Genomic DNA, 24,558 nt, shown 5'->3' with positions numbered 1-24,558 from the left:
GGAGGAAAAATGCCCGATACCGAGAAGAAGCAGCGGCCGGTTACATCTGTGACCGACAACGAGGCTCTTGAGTTCCACGCCATGGGGCGGCCCGGAAAGCTGGAGATCAACGCCACGAAGCCGATGGCGACGCAGCGCGATCTGTCGCTTGCCTATTCGCCTGGTGTGGCCGTTCCGGTGAAGGCAATCGCCGCCGATCCGGCTACCGCCTATGATTACACCACGCGCGGCAACATGGTTGCGGTCATCTCCAACGGTACGGCGATCCTCGGCCTCGGCAATCTCGGCGCACTGGCCTCGAAGCCAGTGATGGAGGGCAAGTCGGTGCTCTTCAAGCGCTTTGCCGATGTCGATTCCATCGACCTCGAAGTCGACACCGAGAATGTCGACGAATTCATCAATTGCGTGCGTTTCCTCGGGCCTTCCTTCGGCGGTATCAATCTCGAAGACATCAAGGCGCCCGACTGCTTCATCATCGAGCAGCGCCTGCGCGAGCTGATGGACATTCCTGTTTTTCATGACGACCAGCACGGGACGGCGATCATCGCGGCTGCCGGCCTCATCAACGCGCTGGAATTGACCGGTCGCGACCTGAAGACGACGAAGCTCGTCTGCAATGGTGCCGGTGCCGCCGCCATCGCCTGCGTCGAACTGATCAAGGCGATGGGCTTCGCCCCCGAGAATATCGTTCTTTGCGATACCAAGGGTGTGATCTATCAGGGCCGCACCGAGGGCATGAACCAATGGAAATCGGCGCATGCGGTCAAGACCAAGGCACGCACGCTCGAGGAGGCCATGAAGGGCGCGGATGTCGTCTTCGGCCTCTCGCAGAAGGGAGCCTTCTCGGAGACGATGATCCGCTCCATGGCCGATCGTCCGATCATTTTTGCCATGGCCAACCCCGATCCGGAAATTACCCCGGAAGAGGTCGCGCGCGTCCGCGACGATGCCATCATGGCAACCGGTCGCTCAGACTATCCGAACCAGGTCAACAACGTTCTCGGCTTTCCCTATATCTTCCGCGGTGCGCTCGATGTTCGTGCGACCACGATCAACGACGCCATGAAAATTGCGGCCGTCGAGGCGCTGGCAAACCTCGCCCGCGAGGACGTGCCTGACGATGTCGTTGCCGCCTACCAGGGCAACCGCCCGCGCTTCGGCGCGCAGTACATCATTCCGGTGCCGTTCGATCCGCGGCTGATCTCGGCGATCCCAGTTGCCGTGGCACAGGCAGCAATGGATAGCGGCGTCGCCCGCAAGCCGATCGCCGACATGGCTGTGTATGCCCGCGAGCTCTCCGCCCGTCGCGATCCCATCGCCTCGACCCTGGCGAGCCTTTACGAGCGCGTACGCCGCCGCCCGAAGCGGGTTGTTTTTGCGGAAGCGGAAGAAGAGCAGGTCATGCGCGCAGCAATGTCCTATGCCAACCAGGAACTCGGGACGGCAATCCTGCTTGGCCGCGAAGACCTGATTCAAGCGACCGCGGAACGCGCCGGTATCGATCTCAATCGGCCGGGGCTGGAAATCGTCAACGCGCGCATTTCCACTCGCGTCGAAACCTATGTCGACTATCTCTACGCGCGCTTGCAGCGCAAGGGCTACCTGCATCGCGATGCCCAGCGCCTGATCCATCAGGATCGCAACCACTTCGCCGCCTGCATGGTGGCGCTTGGCGACGCCGACGGGATGGTCACCGGCATCACCCGCAACTATTCGACCGCGCTCGAGGATGTCCGCCGCTGCATCGACATGAAACCCGGACACCGGGTCATCGGTGTATCGATCGCGCTCTGCCGCGGCCGGACGGTGTTCGTTGCCGACACGGCGGTCCACGACATGCCGAACGCCGAGGAGCTGGCCGATATCGCCGTTGAAGCTGCGGGCTTCGCGCGCCGTATGGGCTATCAGCCGCGTGTCGCCATGCTGGCCTACTCGACCTTCGGCCATCCATCGGGCGAGCGCTCGGAGCGCGTGCGCGAGGCGGTAAAGATCCTCGACAAGCGCCGTCTCGATTTCGAATATGACGGCGAGATGGCGGCTGACGTGGCACTGAACCGCAAGGTGATGGAGCAGTATCCGTTCTGCCGTCTGTCAGGGCCGGCCAATGTGCTGGTCATGCCGGCTTTCCATTCGGCAGCGATCTCAACGAAGATGCTGCAGGAACTCGGCGGTTCGACCGTCATCGGCCCGATCCTCGTCGGTCTCGACAAGGCGGTTCAGATCACCTCGATGGGCGCGAAGGATTCCGATATCGTCAACATGGCGGCGATCGCGGCCTACACGGCCGGATCGTGAAATAAAGACGGAGCGGGAGGCATCCTCCCGCTCCGTCTTTTCATCCGTTTGAAATCAGCTCGCGAACCGTCCGGCGTCGGCGCCGTAATAGTTCAGGTAGCGATCGGAGATGCTTGATATCGGCAGGACGATCAGAACATCCGTCGTGTTGAAGGCCTTGTCGACCACGGCGGTCGAACCGACCATGGCGCCAAGGCGCAGATAACCCTTGATCAGCGGCGGCAGTGCCATCAGGGCCCGCTTCGGGTTGACGGCTTCGGCCGGCATCAGATCCATATCGCGAGCCAGATGCGGAAGGGCGCTGACCGCCCACTCGTCCTTGGCGGCGACGTTGTGATGCAGGAAGGAAAGTGCCAGCGCATGGCTTTCCGGGTGGATGCCCGGGAAGGACGCGCAGCCGAACATGGCGCTCATGCCATGCTTCAGCGCATAGGCCCAGTTGCCCTGCCACAGAAGCTCGACCGTACGCTTCGTTCGGTAGTCAGGCAGCACGCAAGAGCGGCCGAGTTCCATGAACCGCTTATCCGGGTGGCGGGCCAGCAGCTCGTCGATGGCGAATTCCGAAGCCGAGTAAAAGCCGCCGTTTGCCATGGCAACTTCCTGCCGGAGCAGGCGATAGGTGCCGACGATCTGGTCCTCGCTGTCGCCCTCGATCGAGCGGTCGAGCACGAGCAAATGGTCGCAGAACGCATCGTAGGAATCGAAATCGCGTTTGCGGCGCATGGCTTCCTGTGAAAGCTCGGCACCCATTTCTTCGACGAAGACACGGAAGCGAACGGCCTGTGCGGCGTCGATCTCGCTGGAACTACGGGCGAGGCGGGTCTCGAGATTTCCGATGCGGCCGAGAATGTCGCCTTCCTTTGGCGCGAGCGTGCTCGACGGCCGATGAACCTCGGCGACGGCGGCACAATTGAAAGCGTCTGCGGACATGGCGATTCTCCCGTTGCCGGCTTTTGACACGCCATAAAACACTTATGTACGACAGGAAAGTGACATCATGTCGCCGTCACACTTAAGCAGTGTGCCGGTCTCTCGGTGGTTACCGTGCTTCCGCGCGGCGGGCCGAAAGCGCAGCAACGGCTTGGACTTCCGTCAGCAACCTTATCGGGTCAACTGGCTTTACCATGACGCGGTTTGCGCCATTCAGCAAGACCTGTCTACGGGATTCGTCGCGCTTGTCGGCGGTCAGCACGATGATCGGGACCGGGGGAACATCAAGCCGGCGTTCATGTCCGCGTAGCCGGCCAAGCATGTCGATGCCGTCGCCGCCCGGCATGGAAAGATCGCTGATGACGATATCGGGGCGTGCGCTTCCTTCCGACAGCGCGCAGTCGAGAAGCGTTTCGAAGTGGTCGACATGCTGGACGGTATGGCCGGCTTTCTCCAACATAGCGCGAATGAGCATCGCGTTGATCGGGTCGTCTTCGGCCAACAGGATTCGCAGCCCGCTCTGGATGCCCGCCTCCGGGATGACGACGCTGAATCCAGGCTGGTTGTCGTTCAGAGCGTCACGCTTCTCCATGCCGCGCATCCTGCCGCGCAATACGTCGATCAGCGACTGCTCTCGCAGTGGCCGTATCAGCCATGCGTCGAAGAGGTCGAGCGCATGGGCGTTGCGCTCCTCGGGGTTGACCAGGAAGATCTTGCGCAGCCCCAGTGCAGCGATTTCCGCGCGATCGGCGAGGTGGTCGGCAAATTCTCCCGACATGCGGTGGTCGACGATAATGTCCGTAGGCCGGCATCCGCGCGCCGTCATGGCAAGCAGCATCGCATGAGCGCTCTCGCCGTCAGTGACCAGGTGGCAATCGCCGCCGAGCGTCGTGATCGTCTCAGAAATCGCCATGCACGCCGCGCCGGGTGGCGCCAGCAGCAGAACGACGCTGCCGGCAAGCACCGTATTCCGGCGCGCGCGGTTTTCCTCCGGAATGTCGATCGGAAAGCGGATGCTGAACTCGCTGCCGGTGCCTCTTTCGCTCGAGACCGCGAGCGAGCCGCCGAACTCGCGCATGATGCGGGCCGAGATCGAAAGACCAAGTCCCGTCCCGGCGCTCTTTTCGACCTGGCTTCCGCCCTGCTCGAATTCACCGAAGATGCGGTTCTGTTCTTCCTCGGTCATGCCGGGGCCGGTGTCGTTGACGCTGATCAGCACACCATTGCCCTGCCGGGATGCCCGCACGAATACGCCACCCGCCTGCGTGAATTTAACGGCATTGCCGATGACGTTGAACAGGACCTGACGCAGGCGTGCCGGATCGAAGCTCATCAGTTCCGGCAGGTCGGAGGAAACGGTTGCGCCGATCTCGATGCCCTTTTCGTGGGCGCGGTGGGCGAGCATCTCGACCACGCTCTCGAGCAGCTTGCGCAGAGATTCTGCCCGGGGACGGAGCTGAAAACGACCGACCTCAATCGTTGAGAAATCGAGCAGGTCCTCGACCAGTTGCGTCAGCGCATAGCCGGATTGGCGAATGCCGGTGAGGTAGTTCTGCTGTTCCTGGGTCAGACGGGTCTCGCTCAGCAGGTGCGTCATGCCGAGGATGCCCGAAAGTGGCGTGCGGATTTCGTGGCTGACGGTCGCAAGCAGCCGCGATTTCGCGGCACTGTTATATTCGGCTTTCTGCCGGGCCTCCTCGCGGGACTGCGCCGTTAGCCGTTCTTCGGTGACATCGCGGGCGATGCTCTGCAGCAACAGCCGTCCGTCGCCGGGATCGCGGGTCACGACGTCGCGCCAGAAGTAGATGCGCTGGCCCTCAGGCGTCGAGATCTCCACCTCGAAGCGGTGCGGTGCGGGACCCGGACGAAAGGCGATCCCGATCTCCTCACAGGTCAGGCCTTCCGGATTGAGGCGACCGGTCAGCCGACGGAACATCTCGTTGGCGCCGACGATGCGCCGGTCCATGCTGCGCGTGACGGTAATGTCGCCAAGCGCGTCATGGATATGGGCGAAGAGAACCGCGCCTTGGCTCCACGCGGGAGAAACGCCAGTCGAGGGGCTCCGCGTGCTTCTCCGTTTGGTGGTCGAAAAGACTGCAAGAAGGGCCATGGCGGATAGGGCGGCAACGCCAAGCCCTATCGAAAGCACCGGGGAAATACCGGCTTTGGATATGGCAATGAGGATCACACCGGCAACAAGCCCAAGTCCGCCCAACCACCATGACAGAAGCTTGCGGCCCATACGGCCACGATGGGGTTGTGGCGAAACGAGCCCGGTTTGGTCAACAGCATCCAAAATCCGCGCGCCATGGCGGCGAGCGGTACGCCGCCCAAATGCGGCGGCAAGTCTTTCGTGCAATTGACCGAGACTTTGCATGGTCGCGGGATAGCACAACGGCGGTTCCAAATGCCTTCAGCAAATCGCTAGGATTTTAATGGTCTGCGTTTTTAGGTTGTATCAGCTCGTCAAGAATCACGCATCCCGCGCCGATCGTGATAAAACTGTCGGCTAGGTTGAAGACGGCGAACGACCATGTCTCGGTATGAAACAGGATGTAATCGATCACATGCCCGTAGAGGAACCGGTCGATCAGGTTGCCGAGCGCGCCGGCGATGATCAGCGCATAGCCAAGATGAGCAAAGGTGCGCTGCTTGCCAGTGCGGTGCCAGAGCCAGATGACGAAAGCGACGATAACAAGGCGCATGCCGACGATGAACCACCCGTCCATGCCAGAGAGCATCGAGAAGGCGACGCCGAGATTGTACGTCCGGTAGAGCGCCAGCATCGGGATTATATGCACCGGCTCCTGAAGTGGCAGCGTATGGTCGACGACGATCTTGACGATCTGGTCAAGCACGACGGCAACGACGATGAAGATCAGGATCGGCAGCGGCCTGGCAAACAGCGTCGGGCGCTCTAGCGTCTGTTCGGTCATTTGGCCTCGTCGAGTGAGAGAAGGTGACGCCGTGCCTCGAACAGCATGACGGCGCTGGCGACGGCAAGATTGAGGGAGTCGGCGCGGCCCTGCTGCGGAATACGGGCAAGCGCATCGGCTTCCTTTGCAAGATGCTCGGGCAGCCCAGACTGCTCGTTGCCCATCAGGATCACCACCGGCTTCTTCCTGTAGTCGATCGTGCGGTAGTCGACCGAGCCCGCCAGATGCGTTGCGACGACGGAAACGCCGGCGTGCTTCTTCCAGGCGATAAATTCCTCGGGTGTCGCGCGGGCGACGGGAACGGCAAATACCGAACCCATGGTGGCGCGCACCGTCTCGAGCGAAAAGGGGTCGGTCGTCTCGCCTACCAGGATGACGCCGGAGGCGCCAGCGGCATCCGCGGTGCGGATGATGGTGCCGAGATTGCCGGGGTCGCGCACGCGGTCGAGGGCAATCCAGGTTTCGCCCTGCTTCGGGTGGATCTCGCGTAACGGCTTCCAGCGGGCCTCGAAGATGCCGACGACCATCTGCGGGTTGTCGCGGCGGGTGATCGAGGAAAGCACTTTCTCGCTGACCTCGAGCACCAATCCACCCGAGGCGACGGTCTTTGCCGCCATCTGCTCGACCAGCGGCTTGCCCTTGGCTGCCTTGGCGTAAACCAGGGTGCGGATTGTCCAGCCGAGTTCGATCGCATCGATGACAAGCTTCAGGCCTTCGGCCATGAAGGTGCCGCTCTGCTCGCGGTTCTTCTTGTCGCTTAGCGCCTTGATGTCCTTGATGATGGGATTGGCGAGCGAGGTGACCCCTTTCACGTGCCCGACCTTATGCGGGCCGTGGCCCCTGTGTTCATGGCTCATTTGGGTACCAACGGGAGAAGAGAGAGGTGGAAAGCGCGCGGCCCGGCGTATTGCCGTCCAGCCCGGCCTCGCGAATGACAAGCTCGCCGGATTCGACGACACCGCCGGCCCCGCGCATGGTCTCGCGCATCAGTTCGTGGATCGAATAGAAGCTGGCGCGGATCGAATAGGCAGTCAGCACAAGCCCGACCGCCTTCGGAGACAGGATTTCACGGCAGATGTCGAGCATCAGCGGCAGGTGGGCGAAAAGATGCCAAACCTCGCCGTTCGGGCCACGCCCGAAGCTCGGCGGATCCGTGAGGATGATGTCGTAGGTATTGCCGCGCCGTTCTTCCCGCAGGATGAACTTCATCGCGTCTTCGCAGATCCAGCGGATCGGCGCCTTCTCCAGCCCGCTCATCGCCTGGTTTTCGCGCGCCCAGCCGATGGCTTTCTTGGAAGCGTCGACATGCGTAACCTCGGCGCCCGCGGCGGCGGCGACGAGCGAGGCGACACCGGTGTAGCCGAACAGGTTCAGAACCTTCAATGGCCGCTTGGCGGTCTCGACCTGTTGCTTCATCCAGGTCCAGTGGGCGATCTGCTCGGGAAAGACGCCGACGTGGCGGAAAGAGGTGAAGCGGCCGAGAAAATCGACGCCGAGCAGATTAAGCGGCCAAGTCTCGCCGAGCGCTTCCTTGGGAAAGCGCCAGCGCCCGGTGCCTTCCTCGTCGGTGTCGCCGGTGAAGACGGCATCGACTTTCTCCCAGGCCTGTTTCGGCAAGGACGGCTGCCACAATGCCTGGCCCTCCGGGCGCACGATCCGGTAGGGGCCGTATTGCTCCAGTTTCTCGCCATTGCCGCTGTCGATCAGATGGAAGTCGCCTGCGCCGAGGGACTCGAGGATAACGGGCACGCGTTCAGCCGGACGTTCGCCAGTGCGCACCATCAGCGGCCGGTCGATTGCCGTCGGCACGGAAGCCGGTTCGCGCATCTTCTCACGCGCTGGCGCCGGCTTCGCTGCCGGCTTTGTCGGCCGCTGGCCGCGATCGTCAGGGCGGCGTCCGCCGGATGGGCCGGCGGCGGATTTCTGGCCAGGCCGGCGTTCTTTCTGTCTCACGTGATTTTCCGCGTGCTTCAATTCGATAGAACTCGTGCAAATAGCATCCTGTTTCACCTTGGCAAAGCGCTTTCGGGCTGTGATAAATTGAGGCAGGTCGAAATGGGAGGATTTCGGATGGACTTGACCGGCGAAGAACGGATTACCGCGCCTCGCGATGTCGTATGGGCAGCGCTCAATGACCCAGAGATATTGAAGCAGTGCATTCCGGGCTGTCAGAGCCTGGAAATGAAGTCCCCAACCGAACTGACGGCTATGATCAAGATCAAGATCGGTCCGGTTTCGGCAACCTTCAACGGAGAGGTCACGCTTTCCAATATCAACGCGCCGGAAAGCTACACGATCTCAGGCGAAGGCAAAGGTGGTATCGCCGGCTTTGCCAAGGGTGGCGCTGATGTGGTGCTGAAGGACGAGGGCAACGAAACGGTCCTGCAGTACGAAGCAAAAGCCCAGGTCGGTGGAAAGATCGCGCAGCTCGGCGCACGACTGATCGACTCGACCTCCACGAAGCTGGCGCAGCAGTTCTTCTCGAGTTTCAACGCCGCCGTCAGTGCCAAAGCCGCAGAATAAGGGTCGGAATTGACAGATCTCTCCGTTCAGACGCAGCCGCAATCCGTCAAGTGGACGATCAGATCGCCACGGGAATCGGACCTGGAAACTCTGGCAGACATTTATCTCGCCGTGCGCCGTGAGACCTTTGCGTGGGTCGATCCCGCCAGCTTCCGCCACGATGATTTCAAGGCCCACACACAGGGCGAACATTTGTGGCTCGCTGAGGCGCCAAACGGCGAAATCGCCGGCTTCATGACCCTGTGGCCGCCGGATGATTTCATTCACATGCTCTATGTCAGCAAATCCTGGCAAGGGCAGGGCGCCGGTGCCGCGCTGCTCGCGGTGCTCCCCGATTGGCCGCACAACAAGTATCGCTTGAAATGCCTGGTGAAGAACAGCCGCGCCAAGGCCTTCTATTGTTCCAAGGGGTTCGTCGTCACGGGATCAGGCACATCGGCGGAAGGCGACTACGAGGAGATGAGTTTCTATCCGGACGCGTAGCGCTAGGCGTCTCCGACCCTATTGCAACTGCGGCTTTTTCAGGAACTGATTGCGGTCGGCAGACCTGATGCGCAGCCACGCCTCGCGGCCATCACGCAGCACCCGCATTGGGATTTCCGCGCCCGCCGGGCCGCTGCTCCAGACCTTGCGATAGAAATCGGCAAGTCCATCGACTTCGCCATCGCGGATTTCGGAAATGATGTCACCGCGTCGCAGGCCGGCAGTATCCGCCGGGCTGCCCTCAGCGACGCTCATCACGATTACGTCGCCGTTGCTTTCCGCCGAGAAGGCTCCAAGCCACGGCCGCGGCGGTTTGTTGACGCGCCCGCGCGTCATCAGGTCGTCCAGAATTGGTGGAAGCAGGTTGATCGGCACGATCATGTTGATGTCGGCGACCTCGCCGTTCTGGCTCATCTGCAAACGCAGCGAACCGATCCCAAGCAGCTTGCCCTCGGCATCAATCAGGGCGGCGCCGCCCCAGGACGGGTGCGCAGGCGTGGTGAAGATTGCCTCATCCAGAAGATATTCCCAGTAGCCGGCGAATTCCTGCTTTGCAACGATCCTCGCCTCCACGAATTGGCCGATGCCATCCGCCAATACGACGGGATCACCGAGGCCGGCTCCGGTCCCGCTTCCGAATTCCAAGGCCGGCAGGCCGAGGTCGCCGAGAGCCTGCAGCAGGCCGAACCCGGTCTCCTGATCGTACGCGAGCGGATGGGCTGCGATCACCCGCCCGTCAAGCGTCGTCAGCCAGACTTCCTCGGCTTCGGTGATCAGGTAGCCAATGGTGAGGACCAGCCCGGATGAGTTGATCACGACGCCGCTGCCCTCGCGGCGTGTGCCAAGTGTGCCTGCTGTAAAGGCGTCTTCGGGAATTGATGAGCGGACGGCCACGACTGACCGCAGGATTTCGTCGATATTCATGGTCTCATCCTCGCAAGGCGCCGCGCGTGTGTCGTAGAACGACTGTGCCTAGCAGATGTGCAGCGGGTCTACTTTGTATAGCTATGAAGCTGGGGCGATGGCTGCAAGTGCTTGCCCCGCCGAATTTCAGCCTCGCTTCGGGCGAGCTGTCACCGCGACGGCAGCTGTCCGGCAATTTCCTCGGCGCGGTTTTTGTGCCGATCCGCCTCTGCCTGCCAGCGAACCGCTTCCTTAGCCTCGGTGCGAGCGCGCTTGCGATATTTGCTCTGGTTGAACCAGGTGGCAGCCGAACCGACGACCATGCCGATGATCAGCGCGATAAAGATGAATACAAAGAATGGCGCCGACAGCGAGAGCACGCGGTCTTCCGGCAGGAAGGGATTGAATGCGAGCGTAACCACCTGCCTGTTGGCGACGCAGAAGACGATGAGGATGATTCCGAGTGGCAGCAAAATCAATAGGTTGGTGATCTTTTTCGCCATGCTCGGCCTCCGTATTTCAACGCCCAGCGCCTTTGGCGTAGCGCTTTGATCTGGTCAGCAGGATAGTGGGCCGAGAGCCAAGTTCAAGTGCAGGCTTGCCGCAGGCAGTCGTGATCGCGAGGATCAATCCTCTTCGTCGGCCTGTCCCGGGTTGAGACGCTCGCGCAGCTCCTTGCCGGTCTTGAAGAAGGGAACCCACTTCTCCTCGACGAAAACGGTATCGCCGGTGCGCGGATTGCGGCCGGAACGGGAAGGGCGATTTTTGACCGAGAAGGCACCGAAACCGCGCAGCTCGACGCGGTTACCCGCCGCGAGCGCATCGGTGATCTCGTCGAGCACCGCGTTGACGATATTTTCGACATCGCGATGGTAAAGATGCGGGTTGCGAGCTGCAACAATCTGCACCAGTTCGGACTTGATCACTTTTGCCCCCTTAAATTATTGATTTCTTATTGGTCATTGCCAACCTGCCAAACTGAAAGGAGCCCGTCAAGGAGCAACTTTTGGGGCAGAATTCCACCAAGGTCCCGCGCCTTGGCAAGATTGTCGTAGCCGAGCAGTGTCAGGATTTGAGATGCGCTGTCCGCGAGCAGGAAGGGGGTGCTGCTTCGCTTGTCCCAATCGACCTCCGGTAGGCTCTTGCTGACCTTGCGCGTCTCCAGGTAGACGCGGATCTCGTCATCTCCGCCGATCTGATCGATCAACTTGGCTTTCAAGGCCTGACGCCCGGTGAAAATCGTGCCATCCGCCAGTTTTAGCACCTCATCACGCGGCAGCTTGCGCCGCTCGGCGACGAGATCGACGAACCACCCATAGCTGTCGACGATCATACTGTTGATCATCGCCTTGGCCTCCTCGCTCGCCGGATGGAATGGCGAGGGTTCGGCCTTCAGGGGCGAGGATTTGATTTCTTCAAGCGACACGCCGATCTTGTCCAGCAGCGGCTTGACCTGCGGATATTGGAAGATCACGCCGATCGAGCCGGTGATCGAGCTGTCGCCGGCAATAATCATGTCGCCGGCAGTCGCGATCATATAGCCGGCGGAAGCGGCTAGCGTCCGCACGTCGGAGACGACGGGTTTCTTGGCGGCGATGGCGCGGATAGCCTTGAAGACCCTTTCACCGCCATAGGTCGTGCCGCCGGGCGAGGAAATGGAGACGACGACGGCCTTTACCGCATCGCTCTTTTCGATCTTCTTCAGTCGCTCCAGCAACTCGTCATCATCGGTGATCAGTCCGGAAATGGTCACGTGAGCGACGTGTGGCCGGCTGCGTGGGACGTCGCCGATGAAGGCGCTGTAGGCGGCAAAGCCCAGTGCCACGAGCAGCAACACCGCGACGACGCGCCAGAAGCCGACCTTGCGGCGAAGCCTGCGGCGATCGGCGATCATCGAACTGTCCATTAATTCCTCCAGCGGGTGGCGAGCACGCACGACCCCTAACCTTAGGGCTATTGCGCCGTTCGGACACGTTGATTTTACACGTTCCGGCGCCTTTGTTGCTTGTTGCAGAAAAAAATCCATATTGGCAAGTCAGTGTAATAATGCGAAACGAACTGTGATCGGGCGCGGCAACGCCTATATAAGCTGCCCGATCACGGACATGGACCAGGTTATGCTCAATACATTGAACACCAGCGGAAAGGCCGACTATGCGGCGCCGAAGCGAGGCGCCTATGTCGATGCGCGCTTCCATTCCACACGTGTACGCCGCCTGAAGGTCATTCTGCCGGTGGCGGCCGTCGTGGTGTCGCTGATCTTTGTTGGTGTGTCTGTTATCCGCACCTATCTGCCGGAAAATATAAAGATCGAGGGCGCCAAGATCGAGAACGGCAAGGTCGTAATGGAAAAGCCCGCCATCTCGGGCCGCAATTCGGACGGGATCAACTATTCGATGCTGGCGGAACGGGCGCTCCAGGATATCAAGAATCCGAACCTGATGACGCTTGAGAAGATCAAGGCTGCGGTGCCGATGAAGGACGACCTGATCGCTCGCGTCGAAGCGACGTCTGCGGACTACGATCGCGCGACCGACAATCTCGATGTTCGATCCCCCTTTGCCATTCTGTTGAGCAACGGCCTTACGGCCAAGTTCCAGACCGCCAAGGTGGATATCAAAGGGGGGAAACTCACGAGCGAGGATCCCGTAAGTATTCAGAAAGATGGCGCCTCTATTGTTGCGCAGTCGATCAAGATGACGGATAAGGGGCAGACGATCACATTCGAGGGGAATGTACGCATGAATGTCGATCCGTCCGCTATTCACAAACAGGGCACTTAACAGCCGGGTCACCATGACAAACGATTGTCGCATTTCTACCCGCAAGGCGGGAGCAGTATTTTTCAATGGCGCGGTCGCGCTGCTGCTGTTGGCCGGAGGCGCCCTGGCGCAGGCAACGACCAGCCAAATGGACGGCCTGAAGCTGAACAGGGACGAACCGATTCAGATCGAGAGCGACAAGCTGGAGATCCACGATCAGGAGCACACGGCCGATTTCACGGGCAATGTGAAGGTCGTACAAGGCAAGACAACGCTGCAGGCCGGCCACATGACGGTCTATTACAAGCCGAAGGCCGATCCCAACGCGGCGCCGGCCGCTGGCGCCAAGAAGGCTGCACCCGCCCAGAACACCTCGGCGTCGATTTCATCGGGAAACACGGATATCGATCACATCGTGGTCACGGATAAGGTGTACCTGACCTCCGGCACTCAGACAGCGACCGCCGACAACGGTTCGTTCGATATGGCCAAGCAGCTGTTCATCCTCAAGGGGGACAAGGTTGTCTTGACCGATGGACCGAACGTCTTTACGGGCTGCCAGTTGACGGTCCACATGGAAACAGGTCAGGCACAGTTGGACAGCTGCGGGGGGCGCGTCCAGATCCAGCTTGATCCGAAGTCACAGAAACAGAACTGACCCCGGCCTTACCACGTGAAGTTATTCTCGCTATCGACCATGTTCGGCAGGTCCGGGCAGCAAGCTGCTGAGACCCCCGCCGGTGACAAGAGCCGCTATCAGGGCACGCTAATCGCGCGCGGTCTGACAAAGACCTACAGCACGCGGCGCGTGGTGAACGGCGTGTCGCTGGTCGTTCGACGTGGCGAAGCCGTCGGGCTGCTCGGCCCGAACGGTGCCGGCAAGACTACCTGCTTCTACATGATCACCGGGCTCGTACCCGTTGACGAGGGTACGATCGAGATCGACGGCAACGACGTCACGACGATGCCGATGTACCGTCGCTCGAGGCTAGGTGTCGGCTACCTGCCGCAGGAAGCGTCGATCTTCCGTGGGTTGACCGTCGAAGAAAATATTCGCGCGGTTCTTGAAGTGCACATCAACGACAAGGCTGCACGCGAGAAGAAACTCGACGAACTGCTCGACGAATTCCATATTCGCAAGCTGCGCAAGAGCGCCGCGGTGTCGCTCTCCGGTGGCGAGAGGCGGCGTCTGGAAATTGCCCGCGCGCTGGCAACCGATCCGACCTTCATGCTGTTGGACGAGCCGTTCGCCGGCGTCGATCCGATTTCCGTCGCCGACATCCAGCACCTCGTGCATCACCTGACAGGGCGCGGTATCGGTGTGCTGATCACCGACCACAATGTGCGCGAGACGCTCGGCCTGATCGACCGCGCCTACATCATCCATGCAGGCGAAGTGCTGACGCATGGTCGCGCCAACGACATCGTCAACAATCCGGAAGTGCGCCGCCTGTATCTCGGCGACAATTTCAGCCTCTGACGCGTGCAGGCCAGCCCGGAAATTCACCTTCCGTGACAGTTCCGCTTGACCAAATAGAATAAAAAAGCAATTTTTGGGCCAACTTGGATATCCGTGGCCTGAGCCCGTGGCAGGACGCGGTTTCCCAGAGGAGACGAACGGGAGTTTCGCGTCCGCTATGGCATTGTCGGCCAACCTTTTTCTGCGCCAGAACCAGTCGCTGGTGATGACACCGCAGCTGATGCAGTCCATCCAGTTGCTGCAGATGACGCATTTTGAGCTGACCCAGTTCATTGCCCAGGAAGTTGAGAAAAATCCACTGCTCGAGATTCCGTCGGCTGAGGCAGACGCAGCTCCCGAGCGCGGCGGCGCGGAAGACGAGGCTTACGCATCGCAGCCGGACGAGACCTTCGAAGACGGCTACGACAGCCGGACTGAAGTTTTGTCGGGCGACTGGTACGAGAGTGGCAACGCCGGGGGCGCAAACCGCCTCAGCGATGAACTCGACGCCAACTACGCCAATGTCTTTCCCGATGACGGTGCCCCGCAGCGCGCCGATGCGCCGGAGCTGATCAGCCAGTGGAAATCGATGCCCGGCGGTGGCGATGGGGCAGAGAGTTACGATCTCGATGATTTCGTTGCCGGCCAGACCTCGCTGCGCGACCACCTGGCCCAGCAACTGCCCTTTGTTCTGCCCGACATGGCCGACCGGATGATTGCCCAGCATCTCGTCGACCAACTCGACGAGGCCGGCTACCTTCACGGCGATGCGACCGAGGCGGCCGATCGCCTGGGCGCCGACCCCGACGATGTCGAGCGGGTGATCGCAGCCCTGCAGACCCTCGATCCGCCCGGTGTTTTCGCCCGCAATCTGGCGGAGTGCCTGGCGATCCAGCTTCGCCAGAAGGATCGCTTTGATCCTGCTATGCAAGCGTTGGTTGGCAATCTCGAGCTTCTGGCGCGGCGTGACTTCGCGACACTGAAACGGCTTTGCGGCGTTGACGAGGAAGATCTGCTCGACATGCTGAGCGAGATCCGCCAGCTCAACCCGAAGCCTGGCACCGGCTTCGAAGCAGGGATGTCCGAGGCGATCATGCCCGACGTCGTCGTGCGCGCAAGCGCCGATGGTGGCTGGCTGATCGAGCTCAATCCGGACACGCTGCCGCGCGTTCTGGTCAATCAGGCGTATTTTTCAAAAGTTACGAAAAGTGGCGATGACTACGCCTTTCTGTCGGAATGTCTGCAGACTGCCAACTGGTTGACCCGGAGCCTCGATCAGCGGGCTAAGACGATCATGAAGGTGGCAAGCGAGATCGTCCGGCAGCAGGATGCCTTCCTGATGCATGGCGTCGATCACCTGCGACCGCTCAACCTTAAGACGGTGGCGGATGCCATCAAGATGCATGAATCCACGGTCAGCCGCGTGACGTCAAACAAGTACATGCTGACACCACGCGGCCTCTTCGAGCTCAAGTATTTCTTCAGCGTTTCGATCAGTGCCGTTGAAGGCGGCGATAGCCATTCGGCCGAGGCCGTACGCCACAAGATCCGGACGCTGATCATGCAGGAAACCCCGGAGGCCGTGCTTTCGGATGACGATATAGCGGATATCCTCAAGAAGGGCGGCGTCGATCTCGCTCGTCGCACAGTGGCAAAATACCGTGAAGCAATGAGCATTGCTTCCTCCGTCCAGCGCAGGCGGGAAAAGAAGGCCCTGGCCAAGGTCGCGGGCTTTTAAGAGCGATTTCGCAGCCATCAGTGCGTGTATTTCAAGGTGCTAATAAAAGTCTGTTGACATTTTGGTAACTTCTGGCTAGAAGCCCGCCGCAATTGGCGCTGTGGACAGCGCTAGGAAGTTATCCCCATCATCCTCAGGGCGCCTGAAGCCGGCAACTTCGGCCGATCTTGCTTGGGATCGTGCGAAGTGCTTGGATGAGCGGGAGCCTTGGCGTAAACTGGTACTCGCAAACTACCATAAGAAGGGAAACTCCATGAGTGTGCGTGTATCCGGTAAACATATGGAAATTGGTGACTCGTTTCGTCAGCGGATCGAGGACCAAATCGGTGTAGCCGTCACGAAATACTTCGACGGAGGGTATTCCGGTCAAGTGATCGTACATAAGGCCAACGCCCGGTTTTCCGCGGACTGCAAGCTTCATCTCGATAGCGGAGTTGTATTGCATGCCGCCGGAGAGGCGATGGATCCGCAGTTGGCGTTCGATGCCGCTTCCGAGCGGATCGAAAAACGTCTTCGCCGCTACAAGCGCAAGCTGAAGGATCACTACTCTGGAAATCACCAGAATGGTTCAGCGGAAGTTGCCTATACCGTCATGGATGGCATGTCGGATAACGAAGACGAGATCCCGGATGATTTCGCGCCGGCGATCGTCGCCGAAAGCACCAAGCAACTGAAAACAATGTCGGTCGCGACCGCCGTGATGGCGCTCGACATGACGGATGAGCCGCTGCTGCTGTTTCGCAGCCCCGGCAAGGAACAATTGAACATCGTTTATCGTCGGCATGACGGTAACATTGGCTGGATCGATGCAGCCAGCATCAAAAGCTGAGGTTAAGGCGAAGGGCGGCAGTTAGGCTGCCGCCATCGCTCTCTCGGCGCAGAAGGAAAATAAAATGGCATTGGCAGATTTGCTGCAGCAAAATGCGATAATTCCCGCCCTCAGGGTAAATTCCAAGAAACAGCTCCTCCAGGAATTGGCTGCAAAGGCGTCGAAAGTCACAGGACTTTCGGAGCGGGAAGTTTTCGATGTTGTCCTGCAGCGCGAGCGCCTCGGCTCCACCGGCGTCGGCAACGGCATCGCCATACCGCACGGGAAGCTCGCAAGCGTCCACTCCATCGTCGGCATCTTCGCGCGCCTTGAGCAGCCGGTCGATTTCGAGGCTCTGGACGATCAGCCTGTTGACCTTGTGTTCCTGCTTCTCGCGCCCGAAGGCGCCGGTGCGGATCACCTCAAGGCCCTGTCTCGCATCGCCCGCGTGCTGCGTGACCACGATCTTGTCGCCAAGCTGCGCGCGACCGACTCCGCGTCGGCGATCTATGCATTCCTCAATGAAGAGCAGACCTCGAACGCTGCCTGAGCATTAGACATTCCATTAGAAAAGGCGCCTGATTGCTCAGGCGCCTTTCTTGTTTTGAGCGACTGGGCTCGGCTTAGAATTCTTCCCAATTGTCCTGGGCCAGTGCTGCCGAACCGTGTGTCTGCGGGACGGCCCGGCGCGGTGCCGGAGCTGCGGCCTGGCGATAGGTCGCGGCGGCGGTCGGCGCACGCATCTGCTGAGCCGTCGAGCGCAGCGCCGAAGCGTGGCTCATGCCGGATACGCGGAAGCGCGTGACGAGCTGCTTCAGCGTTTGCGCCTCATCGTTGAGCGTGACGCTGGCGGCCGTCGTCTCCTCGACCATGGCGGCGTTCTGCTGGGTCACCTGGTCCATCTGGTTCATGGCCTGGTTGATCTCTTTTAGGCCGATCGCCTGTTCGCTGGCCGATGCCGAGATCTGGCGGATGAGACCGTTGATACCCATGACCTGCTCGGAGATCTTGTGGAGCGTGTCGCCCGCGCGACCGACGAGATCGACGCCTTCCTTGACCTGTACGGCCGAGGTGTTGATGAGCGTCTTGATCTCCTTGGCGGCATTTGCCGAACGCTGAGCTAGCTCGCGGACTTCCTGCGCGACGACAGCGAAGCCCTTGCCGGCTTCCCCAGCGCGGGCGGCTTCGACGCCGGCGTTCAGTGCCAGCAGGTTGGTCTGGAACGCGATCTCGTCGATGACGCTGATGATACGCGAGACCTCTGTCGAGGACTGCTCGATGCCCTGCATCGAAGCGATCGCCTTGCGCACGACTTCACCTGACTTTTCGGCATCCTCGCAGGCGAGGTTGACGTTATCAGCGGCGGTGCGGGCATTCTCGGCGCTCGAGTTGACCTGGGCGGTAAGCTCGTTCAGTGCCGCCGCCGTCTCTTCGAGGCTTGCTGCCTGCTGTTCGGTGCGCTTGGCGAGGTCAGAGGCACTGCCACTGATTTCGCTCGTGCCGGAACCGATGTTCACGACGCTGAGGTTCATCGTCTTGATGGTTTCCTCGAGGCTTTCGAGCGCCGCGTTGAAATCCTGCTTCAGCTTGGCATATTCGCCCGGGAACTCCTCGGTGATGCGGTGACCGAGATTGCCCTGAGACAATTCGGACAGGCCGGAACCGACGATCGAGACGATGTGACGCTGCAGCGTGACGGACTGCTGCCGCTCGGCCTCCGACCGGCCGCGCTCGGCCTCGGCTGCGTCTCTCTGGTTGTTCGCTTCAGCTTCAAGGCGCTGCGTGTCGGCAAGCGCAAAGCGGAAGCCTTCCAGCGCCTTCGCGACCGAACCGATCTCGTCGGCCCGCTCCTGACCGGCAACCGGCTGCTCGTACTTGCCGTCACTAAGTGCCTTGACGCTGGCGACGAGGCCGCCGATCGGGCGCTGGACGAGGGAACGGACGGCTAGGTAGAGGGCAATCATGACCGCGGCGAGCACGAGAATGCCGGCTGCGACCATCATGAAGGTCTGATCTTGAACAGGCGCGTTGATGGCGGTGTGCGGGACGTCGACGAGGACGACCCAAGTCGTGTTCACGTCGGGTAAGGCGAAGGGGTAAACGACGCGATCGAAGGGTTCGTAACCGTCATAGGCGAGGTTCTTGACAACGGCGGGCTGCAGTGTCGAGAGCGCGCTCTTTACGGCGTCGGTGCCTTCGCCGTCGTAGTCCTTCATGGCGAGTTCGGGGATCGGCGAGACAATCCATTTGCCGGTCTGCGAGAGCAGCGTGACGCGGCCGGAACCGAAGGGATGCAGCGTCGAGAGCTTGTCGCGGAGCGACTTAAGCGAGATGTCGACGCCGCTGACACCGATCAGCTTGCCACCAGACATGACCGGATAGGCAATCGAGGTCATCGCGGTGTTTTCACCGGTGGTCGTTTCCGCGTAAGGCGGCGACAGTGCGCCCTTCTTGCTCTCCGCAGCGAGCGCGTACCAGGCAGCCTTGTAGTCGGAATCAAAGGTCGAGAAGGTGAAGCCACCATCCTTGCTCTTCGTCCAGTAGGGGTTGAACGTGCCATCCTTGCCGGCGCCGAATTCGACCTTGCCTGCCATCGTCGGCGACTGGCCGTCAAAGGCGTTCGGCTCTTCGGCGAACCAGCTTCCGAAGGCGAACTGGTTGCGTTCGACGTTTGCCTTCAACATGTCGAGAACGGCCTTGCGGTCGAGATATTTGCCTTCCTGACCACGGCCGATCGTGCCGGCCATCGAGCGGGCCGCGCCCGCCAACTCTCCAACGGAGGAAGCAACCTCGTTGGCGATCGCCTTCGCTTCGAGATTGGCTTGATCCATCGTCAGCGTCTGGACGCGGTCGCGCGTCTCGCCGATGAGGAAGAAATTGGAGACGAGGAGGACGAATGCGATGGCGATGCCGGTAATGAGGATAAGCTTGGCTGCAAGCGATTTCATGCGAAAGATGAACATGGAGTCCTCGGGGAGCAAGGATGTGCCGGACGGGGCATTCATCGGCACAGGGGACGGAGGCGTCGCCCCCTCATGGAGCAGCCGTTACAGAAACCGGCCCCCTAGGGAGGCCCGGTGATGGCTGGAACATCACCGAAAACCTCTTAAATTTGAATGAAATCCTATAAAAATCGACTGGATCTGCAGCGAACGGTTCAATGTGTCGCGGGTGAGGCTGTCTTATAGCGCGTTTGCGACGTCCGAGCTCGATGGGATCGATGGCTGGGCCCCCTGCTTGAGGCAAGCGAGCGAGCCGGCCACCGCCGCGCGGCGCAAGGATGCTTCGAAATCCAGTCCCTCATCGAGGCTCGCGGCGAAGTAGCCACAGAAAGTGTCGCCGGCGCCGACCGTATCGACGGGCTCGATCTTCAGTCCCTTGGCCCGAGAAACGACACCGTCGCGAATGGCAATGACGCCGTCCGCGCCAAGCGTCACGATCAGGGTCTGCCCGGTCTCCGCATTGAGGCGCTTCAATGCGGCCTCGCGGTCGCCTGCGCCCATGTTCTCCTGGCCGGCAAGCCGCTCGAATTCCGTCTCGTTCGCAATCACGATGTCCGCGAGGCGGCCGAGGCGGGCGGCGTCTTCGATCAGTGGCGCAAGGTTGAGCACGGTCGTCACGCCCTTGGCGCGGGCGTTGGCCAGGGCCTGCTCGACCGCCGGGACCGGAACTTCGAGTTGCAGCATCAGGATGTCGCCCCTGCTCATGGCACGGACCGCAGCGTCGGCATCGGTTGGCGTTATCGTGCCGTTTGCCCCTGGCACCACGGCAATCATGTTCTCGCCGTCACCGCCGACGAGGATCAACGCGGTGCCAGTCGGCTCGTCGACCCGTTTGACCGCCTGAAGCTCGGTGCCGGCTTCCTTCAACAGCGCGAGCGCTGGCTCGGCAAAGCCATCTCGCCCGACTGCACCTGCCATGTGAACGGTTCGTCCCGCCCGTCGCGCAGCAAGCGCCTGGTTGGCGCCCTTGCCGCCAGCAGCCGTCGAGAAGCCGTTGCCGGCGACGGTCTCGCCGGGCTTCGGCAACCGCGCGGTGGTGGCGATGAGGTCCATGTTGATGGAGCCGAAAACTGTGATCATGAGTGTCCCGTCCCGTGCTTTTCTTGGGCGCGACACTGCCCGAAGGGCTTACTCGTCGTCAACCACTCTGAGCTTCAGAAGCCCGCTGCGGCTATCGACGGATTTCGGCGAGGAGTCGTTGTCGCGCGACGCGGCCTTGCCATTGTCGCTGCCCTCGAACTCCAGGGCCTCGATCTTTGCGCCGCGCTTGGTGAGCTTATCGGTGGAGGTGAGAATCTGGTCGACGTCCCTCTGAGCCATGGAAAAATGGCTCTGCAGCTTGCGGACGCGCTCGTCGAGCCGGCCGAGGTCATCCATCAGGTTCGCCACCTCGCCCTGGATTACATGCGCTTGGGCCCGCATGCGCTGATCCTTCAGCACCGCCTGGATGACCTGGATGGAGAGCATCAGCAGTGACGGCGACACGATGACAATGCGCGACCGATGCGCCTTCTGGACGATCGCTTCGAAATTCTCGTGGATCTCCGCGAAGATCGATTCCGACGGCACGAACATGAAGGCGGTGTCCTGCGTCTCCCCCTGGATCAGATATTTGTCGGAGATATCGCGTATATGCGTCTCCATGTCGCGGCGAAACTGCTGCGAGGCGACCTTGGCTCCGTCAGGTCCGCCGGCATCGCGTATCGCGTTCCACGCCTCAAGCGGAAACTTGGCATCGATCACCAGCGGCGGCGCGCCGTTCGGCATGCGGATCGTGCAGTCCGGGCGCGAGCCATTCGACAGCGTCTGCTGGAAGGCATAGGCGCCCATCGGCAAGCCATCCGCGACAATCGTCTCCATGCGCGATTGGCCGAAGGCTCCGCGCGTCTGCTTGTTGGAGAGGATCGCCTGCAGGCCGACGACGTCCTTTGCCAAAGTTTGGATATTGTTCTGTGCGGCATCTATGACGGCGAGACGTTCCTGCAACCGCTGCAGGTTTTCGTGTGTCGACTTCGTCTGTTCGCTGATCGTCGTACTGACGCGCTGCGACATTCCGTCCAGCCGCTGGTTGATCGCCTGGTTCAATTCGGATTGTCTCGAGCCGAACACTTCCGCCATCGTCGACATCCGCCCGTGCATCTCGGACTGGATCTTCAGAAGTTCCGCCATGCGGGCATCCGCCTCTGCCGCGCGCAGGCTCGCAACCTCTGCCTGCTCGCGCCGCACCTGCCCACTGCGGATAAGGAGGACGACCAGGAGCAAGATCATTGCGGCAATTCCGCCGCCGGCGAGCGCCAGCATTGCGGGGCTAATTTGCGACAGGGCGAGGAGGAGCGACTCAGAGCTGGTGTTCATGGCGCAACCATAGCAAATCGGGATGAGATGACTAGATCAAAACGTGAACAACTCACAGTCACTTCGAAACGCTCGCAATGCCGGAAGAAACGAGTACTGATAAATGACAAGCTCATTTAACCATTACTCAACCATATTGCGCAAAAGCTCTGCTCAATTTTTCCCTTCCGTATCAATCACAAAGCAGAGACATCATGACCAGCCAGCAGTCCGACAGCGCGCTCAAGCACCGCCTCGATTTCATTGAGCTGGATGATGCATCGCGCACGGCCCTGCGGGAGATGCGCCCGGCGATCTCCGAGCTGCTCGGTGGCGCACTGGACAAGTTCTATGCGAAACTGGCGAAGACCTCTGATGTCGCAAGCTTCTTCGCCGACAAGGCGCACATGGGCCATGCCAAAAAGCGCCAGGAAGACCACTGGGCGAACCTAGCGGGCGGCAACTTCGACGAGTCCTATGTGAAGGGGGTGGTTGCGGTCGGCAAGACGCACGCCCGCATCGGGCTCGAGCCACGCTGGTACATCGGCGGCTATGCCTTGCTGATGAGCGAACTCGTGAAGGGCCTCATGGCCAAGCAGTGGCCTTCTATGTTTGGCAGGCAGCAGGGCAAGGTCCTGGCCGAGAAACTGGCAGCTGTCATCAAGGCCGCGATGCTCGACATGGATTACTCGATCTCGGTCTACCTGGAAACTCTTGAAGAAAAGCGGCGGACGCTCGAAGCGGAACGCGCAAAGGCCGAACAGGATCAGGCGATCGCACTCGATCATCTTCGCCGCGGGCTTGAGGCACTCTCCAACGGCGATCTCGAGGCGACGCTGCCACCCGATCTTCCGGGCAACTTCAAAGCCATGGCTGACGACTACAATCGTGCCGTTGCCGCACTTCGCACCTCCTTCGCCTCTGTGCGGGCAACCTCGGGTGAGATTCTCCGGGGTACGGATGTAATCGCCAAGGCGTCCGATGACCTTGCTCTGCGCACCGCTCAGCAGGCGGCCGGCGTCGAAGAAAGTTCGGCGGCGCTGCAGCAGCTCTCGGTCAGCGTCGGCCAGACGGCGGCAAATGCCGAAAAGGCATCTGGCGCCGTTCGCGAAACGCAGCAGAAGGCGAAGAGCTCCGGCGAGCTTGTGACCAGCGCAGTTTCCGCCATGGCCGGCATCGAAAAATCTTCCACGGAGATCTCCAAGATCATCGGCGTGATCGATGAGATCGCCTTTCAGACAAACCTTTTGGCACTGAACGCCGGCGTCGAAGCGGCGCGTGCCGGCGATGCGGGCAAGGGTTTTGCGGTCGTCGCGCAGGAAGTCCGCCAGCTTGCTCAACGCACGGCTGATGCCGCCAAGGAAATCAAGAACCTGATTTCGGAGAGCTCGACTCAGGTCAACGAAGGCGTCGACATCGTCAGCAGCACCGGTGAGGCGCTCAACGACATGATCAACCGCATCGACATCATCAACCGCTTTGTTGCCGATATCGCCGCCGCCGCGCGCGATCAGGCAACCGGCGTCAATGAGGTCAGCATCGCTATCCGCAACATGGATTCGATTACCCAGCAAAACTCGGGCATGGTCGAGAACACTTCTGCCGAAACCCGGCATCTGCGCGGCGAGGTCGACAATCTTGTGGCGCTGCTGCAGCGGTTCCGTACCGGCGGTGAGCATCGCTCGATGGCCGCGCCACGCCGCGCCGCTTAAAGGAATGCGGCGAAAATCCGGGCTGGGACGTAAAAAAGCGTCCCGCCCGCGTGCCGGATAATTCCATCCTGGAAAAAGATGCGTTATGGGAACGCCATGACCATCAAGCCACTCATCATTCTCCCCGATCCGCTGCTTCGTCAGGTTTCCAAGCCGATCGAGCGCGTCGATGCCGATTTTCAGCGTCTCGCCGACGACATGCTTGAAACCATGTATGACGCGCCAGGCATCGGCCTTGCTGCCATCCAGATCGGCGTGCCGCGCCGCATGCTGGTGATTGACGTTTCCCGCGAGGGCGAAGAGAAGCAGCCGCTGGTATTCGTCAACCCGGAGATCGTCGCATCCTCAGACGAGCGCTCGGTGTACGAAGAGGGCTGCCTATCCATCCCTGACTACTACGCCGAAGTCGAACGGCCGGCGACCGTCACCGTCAACTATCTCGACCGCGACGGCAAGGAGCAGACGGTGCAGGCCGACGGCTTGCTCGCGACCTGCTTGCAGCACGAGATCGACCACCTGAACGGCGTGCTTTTCATCGACCACATCTCGCGCCTGAAGCGCGACATGGTGATCAAGAAGTTCACGAAGGCAGCGAAGTCGGCGAAGGCGCTTTAAGCCGGGTTTGCCGGGAGTCGATTACGATCCGACGACGACCCCAAGCACCTGGAACTCC

Annotated in this window: 23 protein-coding genes; 11 read left to right on the top strand and 12 right to left on the bottom strand. The window is 60.8% G+C overall.

All coding sequences use genetic code 11. The features are described from left to right. Window positions 1-9 precede the first annotated feature (9 nt). Complete coding sequence (locus FHT77_RS05535; protein ID WP_183753219.1) at window positions 10-2,295, top strand: NADP-dependent malic enzyme; 2,286 nt, start codon at window positions 10-12, stop codon at window positions 2,293-2,295. Window positions 2,296-2,349: 54 nt separating this feature from the next. On the opposite strand, the gene FHT77_RS05530 is transcribed toward FHT77_RS05535, so the two are convergent. The 5 genes from FHT77_RS05530 to FHT77_RS05510 all read right to left on the bottom strand — a co-directional run bounded on the left by FHT77_RS05530 (window position 2,350) and on the right by FHT77_RS05510 (window position 8,114). Next, a complete protein-coding gene (locus FHT77_RS05530; protein WP_183753217.1) occupies window positions 2,350-3,225 on the bottom strand; it encodes a GNAT family N-acetyltransferase in 876 nt (291 codons plus the stop codon). Window positions 3,226-3,334: 109 nt separating this feature from the next. Then, window positions 3,335-5,602 carry an ATP-binding protein gene (locus FHT77_RS05525; protein WP_183753893.1) on the bottom strand — a complete coding sequence of 756 codons (2,268 nt, stop codon included), beginning with the start codon at window positions 5,600-5,602 and terminating at the stop codon, window positions 3,335-3,337. 55 nt (window positions 5,603-5,657) lie between these two features. Continuing rightward, the gene (gene lspA, locus FHT77_RS05520) at window positions 5,658-6,161 is read right to left on the bottom strand and encodes a signal peptidase II (protein ID WP_183753215.1); all 504 of its coding nucleotides are present in this window, start codon (window positions 6,159-6,161) and stop codon (window positions 5,658-5,660) included. Further along, entirely contained in the window at window positions 6,158-7,018 is an 861-nt protein-coding gene (locus FHT77_RS05515) for a TrmH family RNA methyltransferase (RefSeq protein WP_183753213.1), read from the bottom strand. The genes lspA and FHT77_RS05515 overlap by 4 nt, the downstream gene beginning before the upstream one ends. After that, a complete protein-coding gene (locus FHT77_RS05510) occupies window positions 7,008-8,114 on the bottom strand; it encodes a class I SAM-dependent methyltransferase (protein ID WP_183753211.1) in 1,107 nt (368 codons plus the stop codon). The genes FHT77_RS05515 and FHT77_RS05510 overlap by 11 nt, the downstream gene beginning before the upstream one ends. A gap of 117 nt (window positions 8,115-8,231) precedes the next feature. Here FHT77_RS05510 and FHT77_RS05505 point away from each other — a divergent pair, with 117 nt between their 5' ends. Next, on the top strand, window positions 8,232-8,684 hold the full coding sequence (locus FHT77_RS05505; protein ID WP_183753209.1) for an SRPBCC family protein: 453 nt from the start codon (window positions 8,232-8,234) through the stop codon (window positions 8,682-8,684). Window positions 8,685-8,693: 9 nt separating this feature from the next. Continuing rightward, entirely contained in the window at window positions 8,694-9,167 is a 474-nt protein-coding gene (locus tag FHT77_RS05500) for a GNAT family N-acetyltransferase (RefSeq protein ID WP_183753207.1), read from the top strand. Between the two features lie 18 nt (window positions 9,168-9,185). Here the strand turns inward: FHT77_RS05500 and FHT77_RS05495 are convergent, their stop codons facing one another. The 4 genes from FHT77_RS05495 to sppA all read right to left on the bottom strand — a co-directional run bounded on the left by FHT77_RS05495 (window position 9,186) and on the right by sppA (window position 11,976). After that, the gene (locus FHT77_RS05495; RefSeq protein ID WP_183753205.1) at window positions 9,186-10,091 is read right to left on the bottom strand and encodes a S1C family serine protease; all 906 of its coding nucleotides are present in this window, start codon (window positions 10,089-10,091) and stop codon (window positions 9,186-9,188) included. 149 nt (window positions 10,092-10,240) lie between these two features. Then, window positions 10,241-10,573 carry a lipopolysaccharide assembly protein LapA domain-containing protein gene (locus FHT77_RS05490; RefSeq protein WP_183753204.1) on the bottom strand — a complete coding sequence of 111 codons (333 nt, stop codon included), beginning with the start codon at window positions 10,571-10,573 and terminating at the stop codon, window positions 10,241-10,243. Between the two features lie 123 nt (window positions 10,574-10,696). Next, complete coding sequence (locus FHT77_RS05485; protein WP_003544934.1) at window positions 10,697-10,996, bottom strand: integration host factor subunit beta; 300 nt, start codon at window positions 10,994-10,996, stop codon at window positions 10,697-10,699. Between the two features lie 26 nt (window positions 10,997-11,022). Then, window positions 11,023-11,976, bottom strand: coding sequence for a signal peptide peptidase SppA (sppA, locus tag FHT77_RS05480; RefSeq protein WP_183753202.1), 954 nt, complete (start codon window positions 11,974-11,976; stop codon window positions 11,023-11,025). Between the two features lie 211 nt (window positions 11,977-12,187). On the opposite strand from sppA, the gene lptC reads away from it, so the two are divergent. From lptC to ptsN, 6 genes are all read left to right on the top strand, one after another. Continuing rightward, the gene (gene lptC, locus FHT77_RS05475; protein WP_183753199.1) at window positions 12,188-12,853 is read left to right on the top strand and encodes an LPS export ABC transporter periplasmic protein LptC; all 666 of its coding nucleotides are present in this window, start codon (window positions 12,188-12,190) and stop codon (window positions 12,851-12,853) included. A 13-nt stretch (window positions 12,854-12,866) separates the two neighbouring features. Further along, window positions 12,867-13,490 carry an LptA/OstA family protein gene (locus FHT77_RS05470; protein ID WP_016552527.1) on the top strand — a complete coding sequence of 208 codons (624 nt, stop codon included), beginning with the start codon at window positions 12,867-12,869 and terminating at the stop codon, window positions 13,488-13,490. 39 nt (window positions 13,491-13,529) lie between these two features. Further along, window positions 13,530-14,312: an LPS export ABC transporter ATP-binding protein gene (lptB, locus tag FHT77_RS05465; protein ID WP_016552528.1), complete on the top strand. Its 783-nt coding sequence runs from the start codon at window positions 13,530-13,532 to the stop codon at window positions 14,310-14,312. A 157-nt stretch (window positions 14,313-14,469) separates the two neighbouring features. Beyond that, window positions 14,470-16,029: an RNA polymerase factor sigma-54 gene (rpoN, locus tag FHT77_RS05460; RefSeq protein WP_183753197.1), complete on the top strand. Its 1,560-nt coding sequence runs from the start codon at window positions 14,470-14,472 to the stop codon at window positions 16,027-16,029. Window positions 16,030-16,282: 253 nt separating this feature from the next. Beyond that, a complete protein-coding gene (gene hpf, locus FHT77_RS05455) occupies window positions 16,283-16,858 on the top strand; it encodes a ribosome hibernation-promoting factor, HPF/YfiA family (protein ID WP_016552530.1) in 576 nt (191 codons plus the stop codon). Between the two features lie 64 nt (window positions 16,859-16,922). Then, window positions 16,923-17,387 (top strand): PTS IIA-like nitrogen regulatory protein PtsN, encoded by a 465-nt coding sequence (gene ptsN / locus FHT77_RS05450; RefSeq protein ID WP_183753195.1) that lies wholly within the window; start codon window positions 16,923-16,925, stop codon window positions 17,385-17,387. 73 nt (window positions 17,388-17,460) lie between these two features. On the opposite strand, the gene FHT77_RS05445 is transcribed toward ptsN, so the two are convergent. The 3 genes from FHT77_RS05445 to FHT77_RS05435 form a co-directional block, all read right to left on the bottom strand. Further along, window positions 17,461-19,800 carry a methyl-accepting chemotaxis protein gene (locus tag FHT77_RS05445; protein WP_183753193.1) on the bottom strand — a complete coding sequence of 780 codons (2,340 nt, stop codon included), beginning with the start codon at window positions 19,798-19,800 and terminating at the stop codon, window positions 17,461-17,463. A gap of 219 nt (window positions 19,801-20,019) precedes the next feature. Further along, window positions 20,020-20,919: a ribokinase gene (locus FHT77_RS05440; RefSeq protein WP_183753191.1), complete on the bottom strand. Its 900-nt coding sequence runs from the start codon at window positions 20,917-20,919 to the stop codon at window positions 20,020-20,022. A 48-nt stretch (window positions 20,920-20,967) separates the two neighbouring features. Further along, window positions 20,968-22,194 carry a DNA recombination protein RmuC gene (locus FHT77_RS05435; RefSeq protein WP_183753189.1) on the bottom strand — a complete coding sequence of 409 codons (1,227 nt, stop codon included), beginning with the start codon at window positions 22,192-22,194 and terminating at the stop codon, window positions 20,968-20,970. Window positions 22,195-22,388: 194 nt separating this feature from the next. On the opposite strand from FHT77_RS05435, the gene FHT77_RS05430 reads away from it, so the two are divergent. Next, window positions 22,389-23,885, top strand: coding sequence for a globin-coupled sensor protein (locus FHT77_RS05430; protein WP_183753187.1), 1,497 nt, complete (start codon window positions 22,389-22,391; stop codon window positions 23,883-23,885). 96 nt (window positions 23,886-23,981) lie between these two features. Beyond that, window positions 23,982-24,500: a peptide deformylase gene (gene def / locus FHT77_RS05425; RefSeq protein ID WP_114712448.1), complete on the top strand. Its 519-nt coding sequence runs from the start codon at window positions 23,982-23,984 to the stop codon at window positions 24,498-24,500. The last annotated feature ends 58 nt before the right edge of the window (window positions 24,501-24,558 follow it).

It is taken from the genome of Rhizobium sp. BK181 (assembly GCF_014193305.1).
Lineage (GTDB): Bacteria > Pseudomonadota > Alphaproteobacteria > Rhizobiales > Rhizobiaceae > Rhizobium.
Note: the sequence above shows the minus strand (reverse complement) of the source record. Positions and strands in the feature narration are given on the sequence as shown.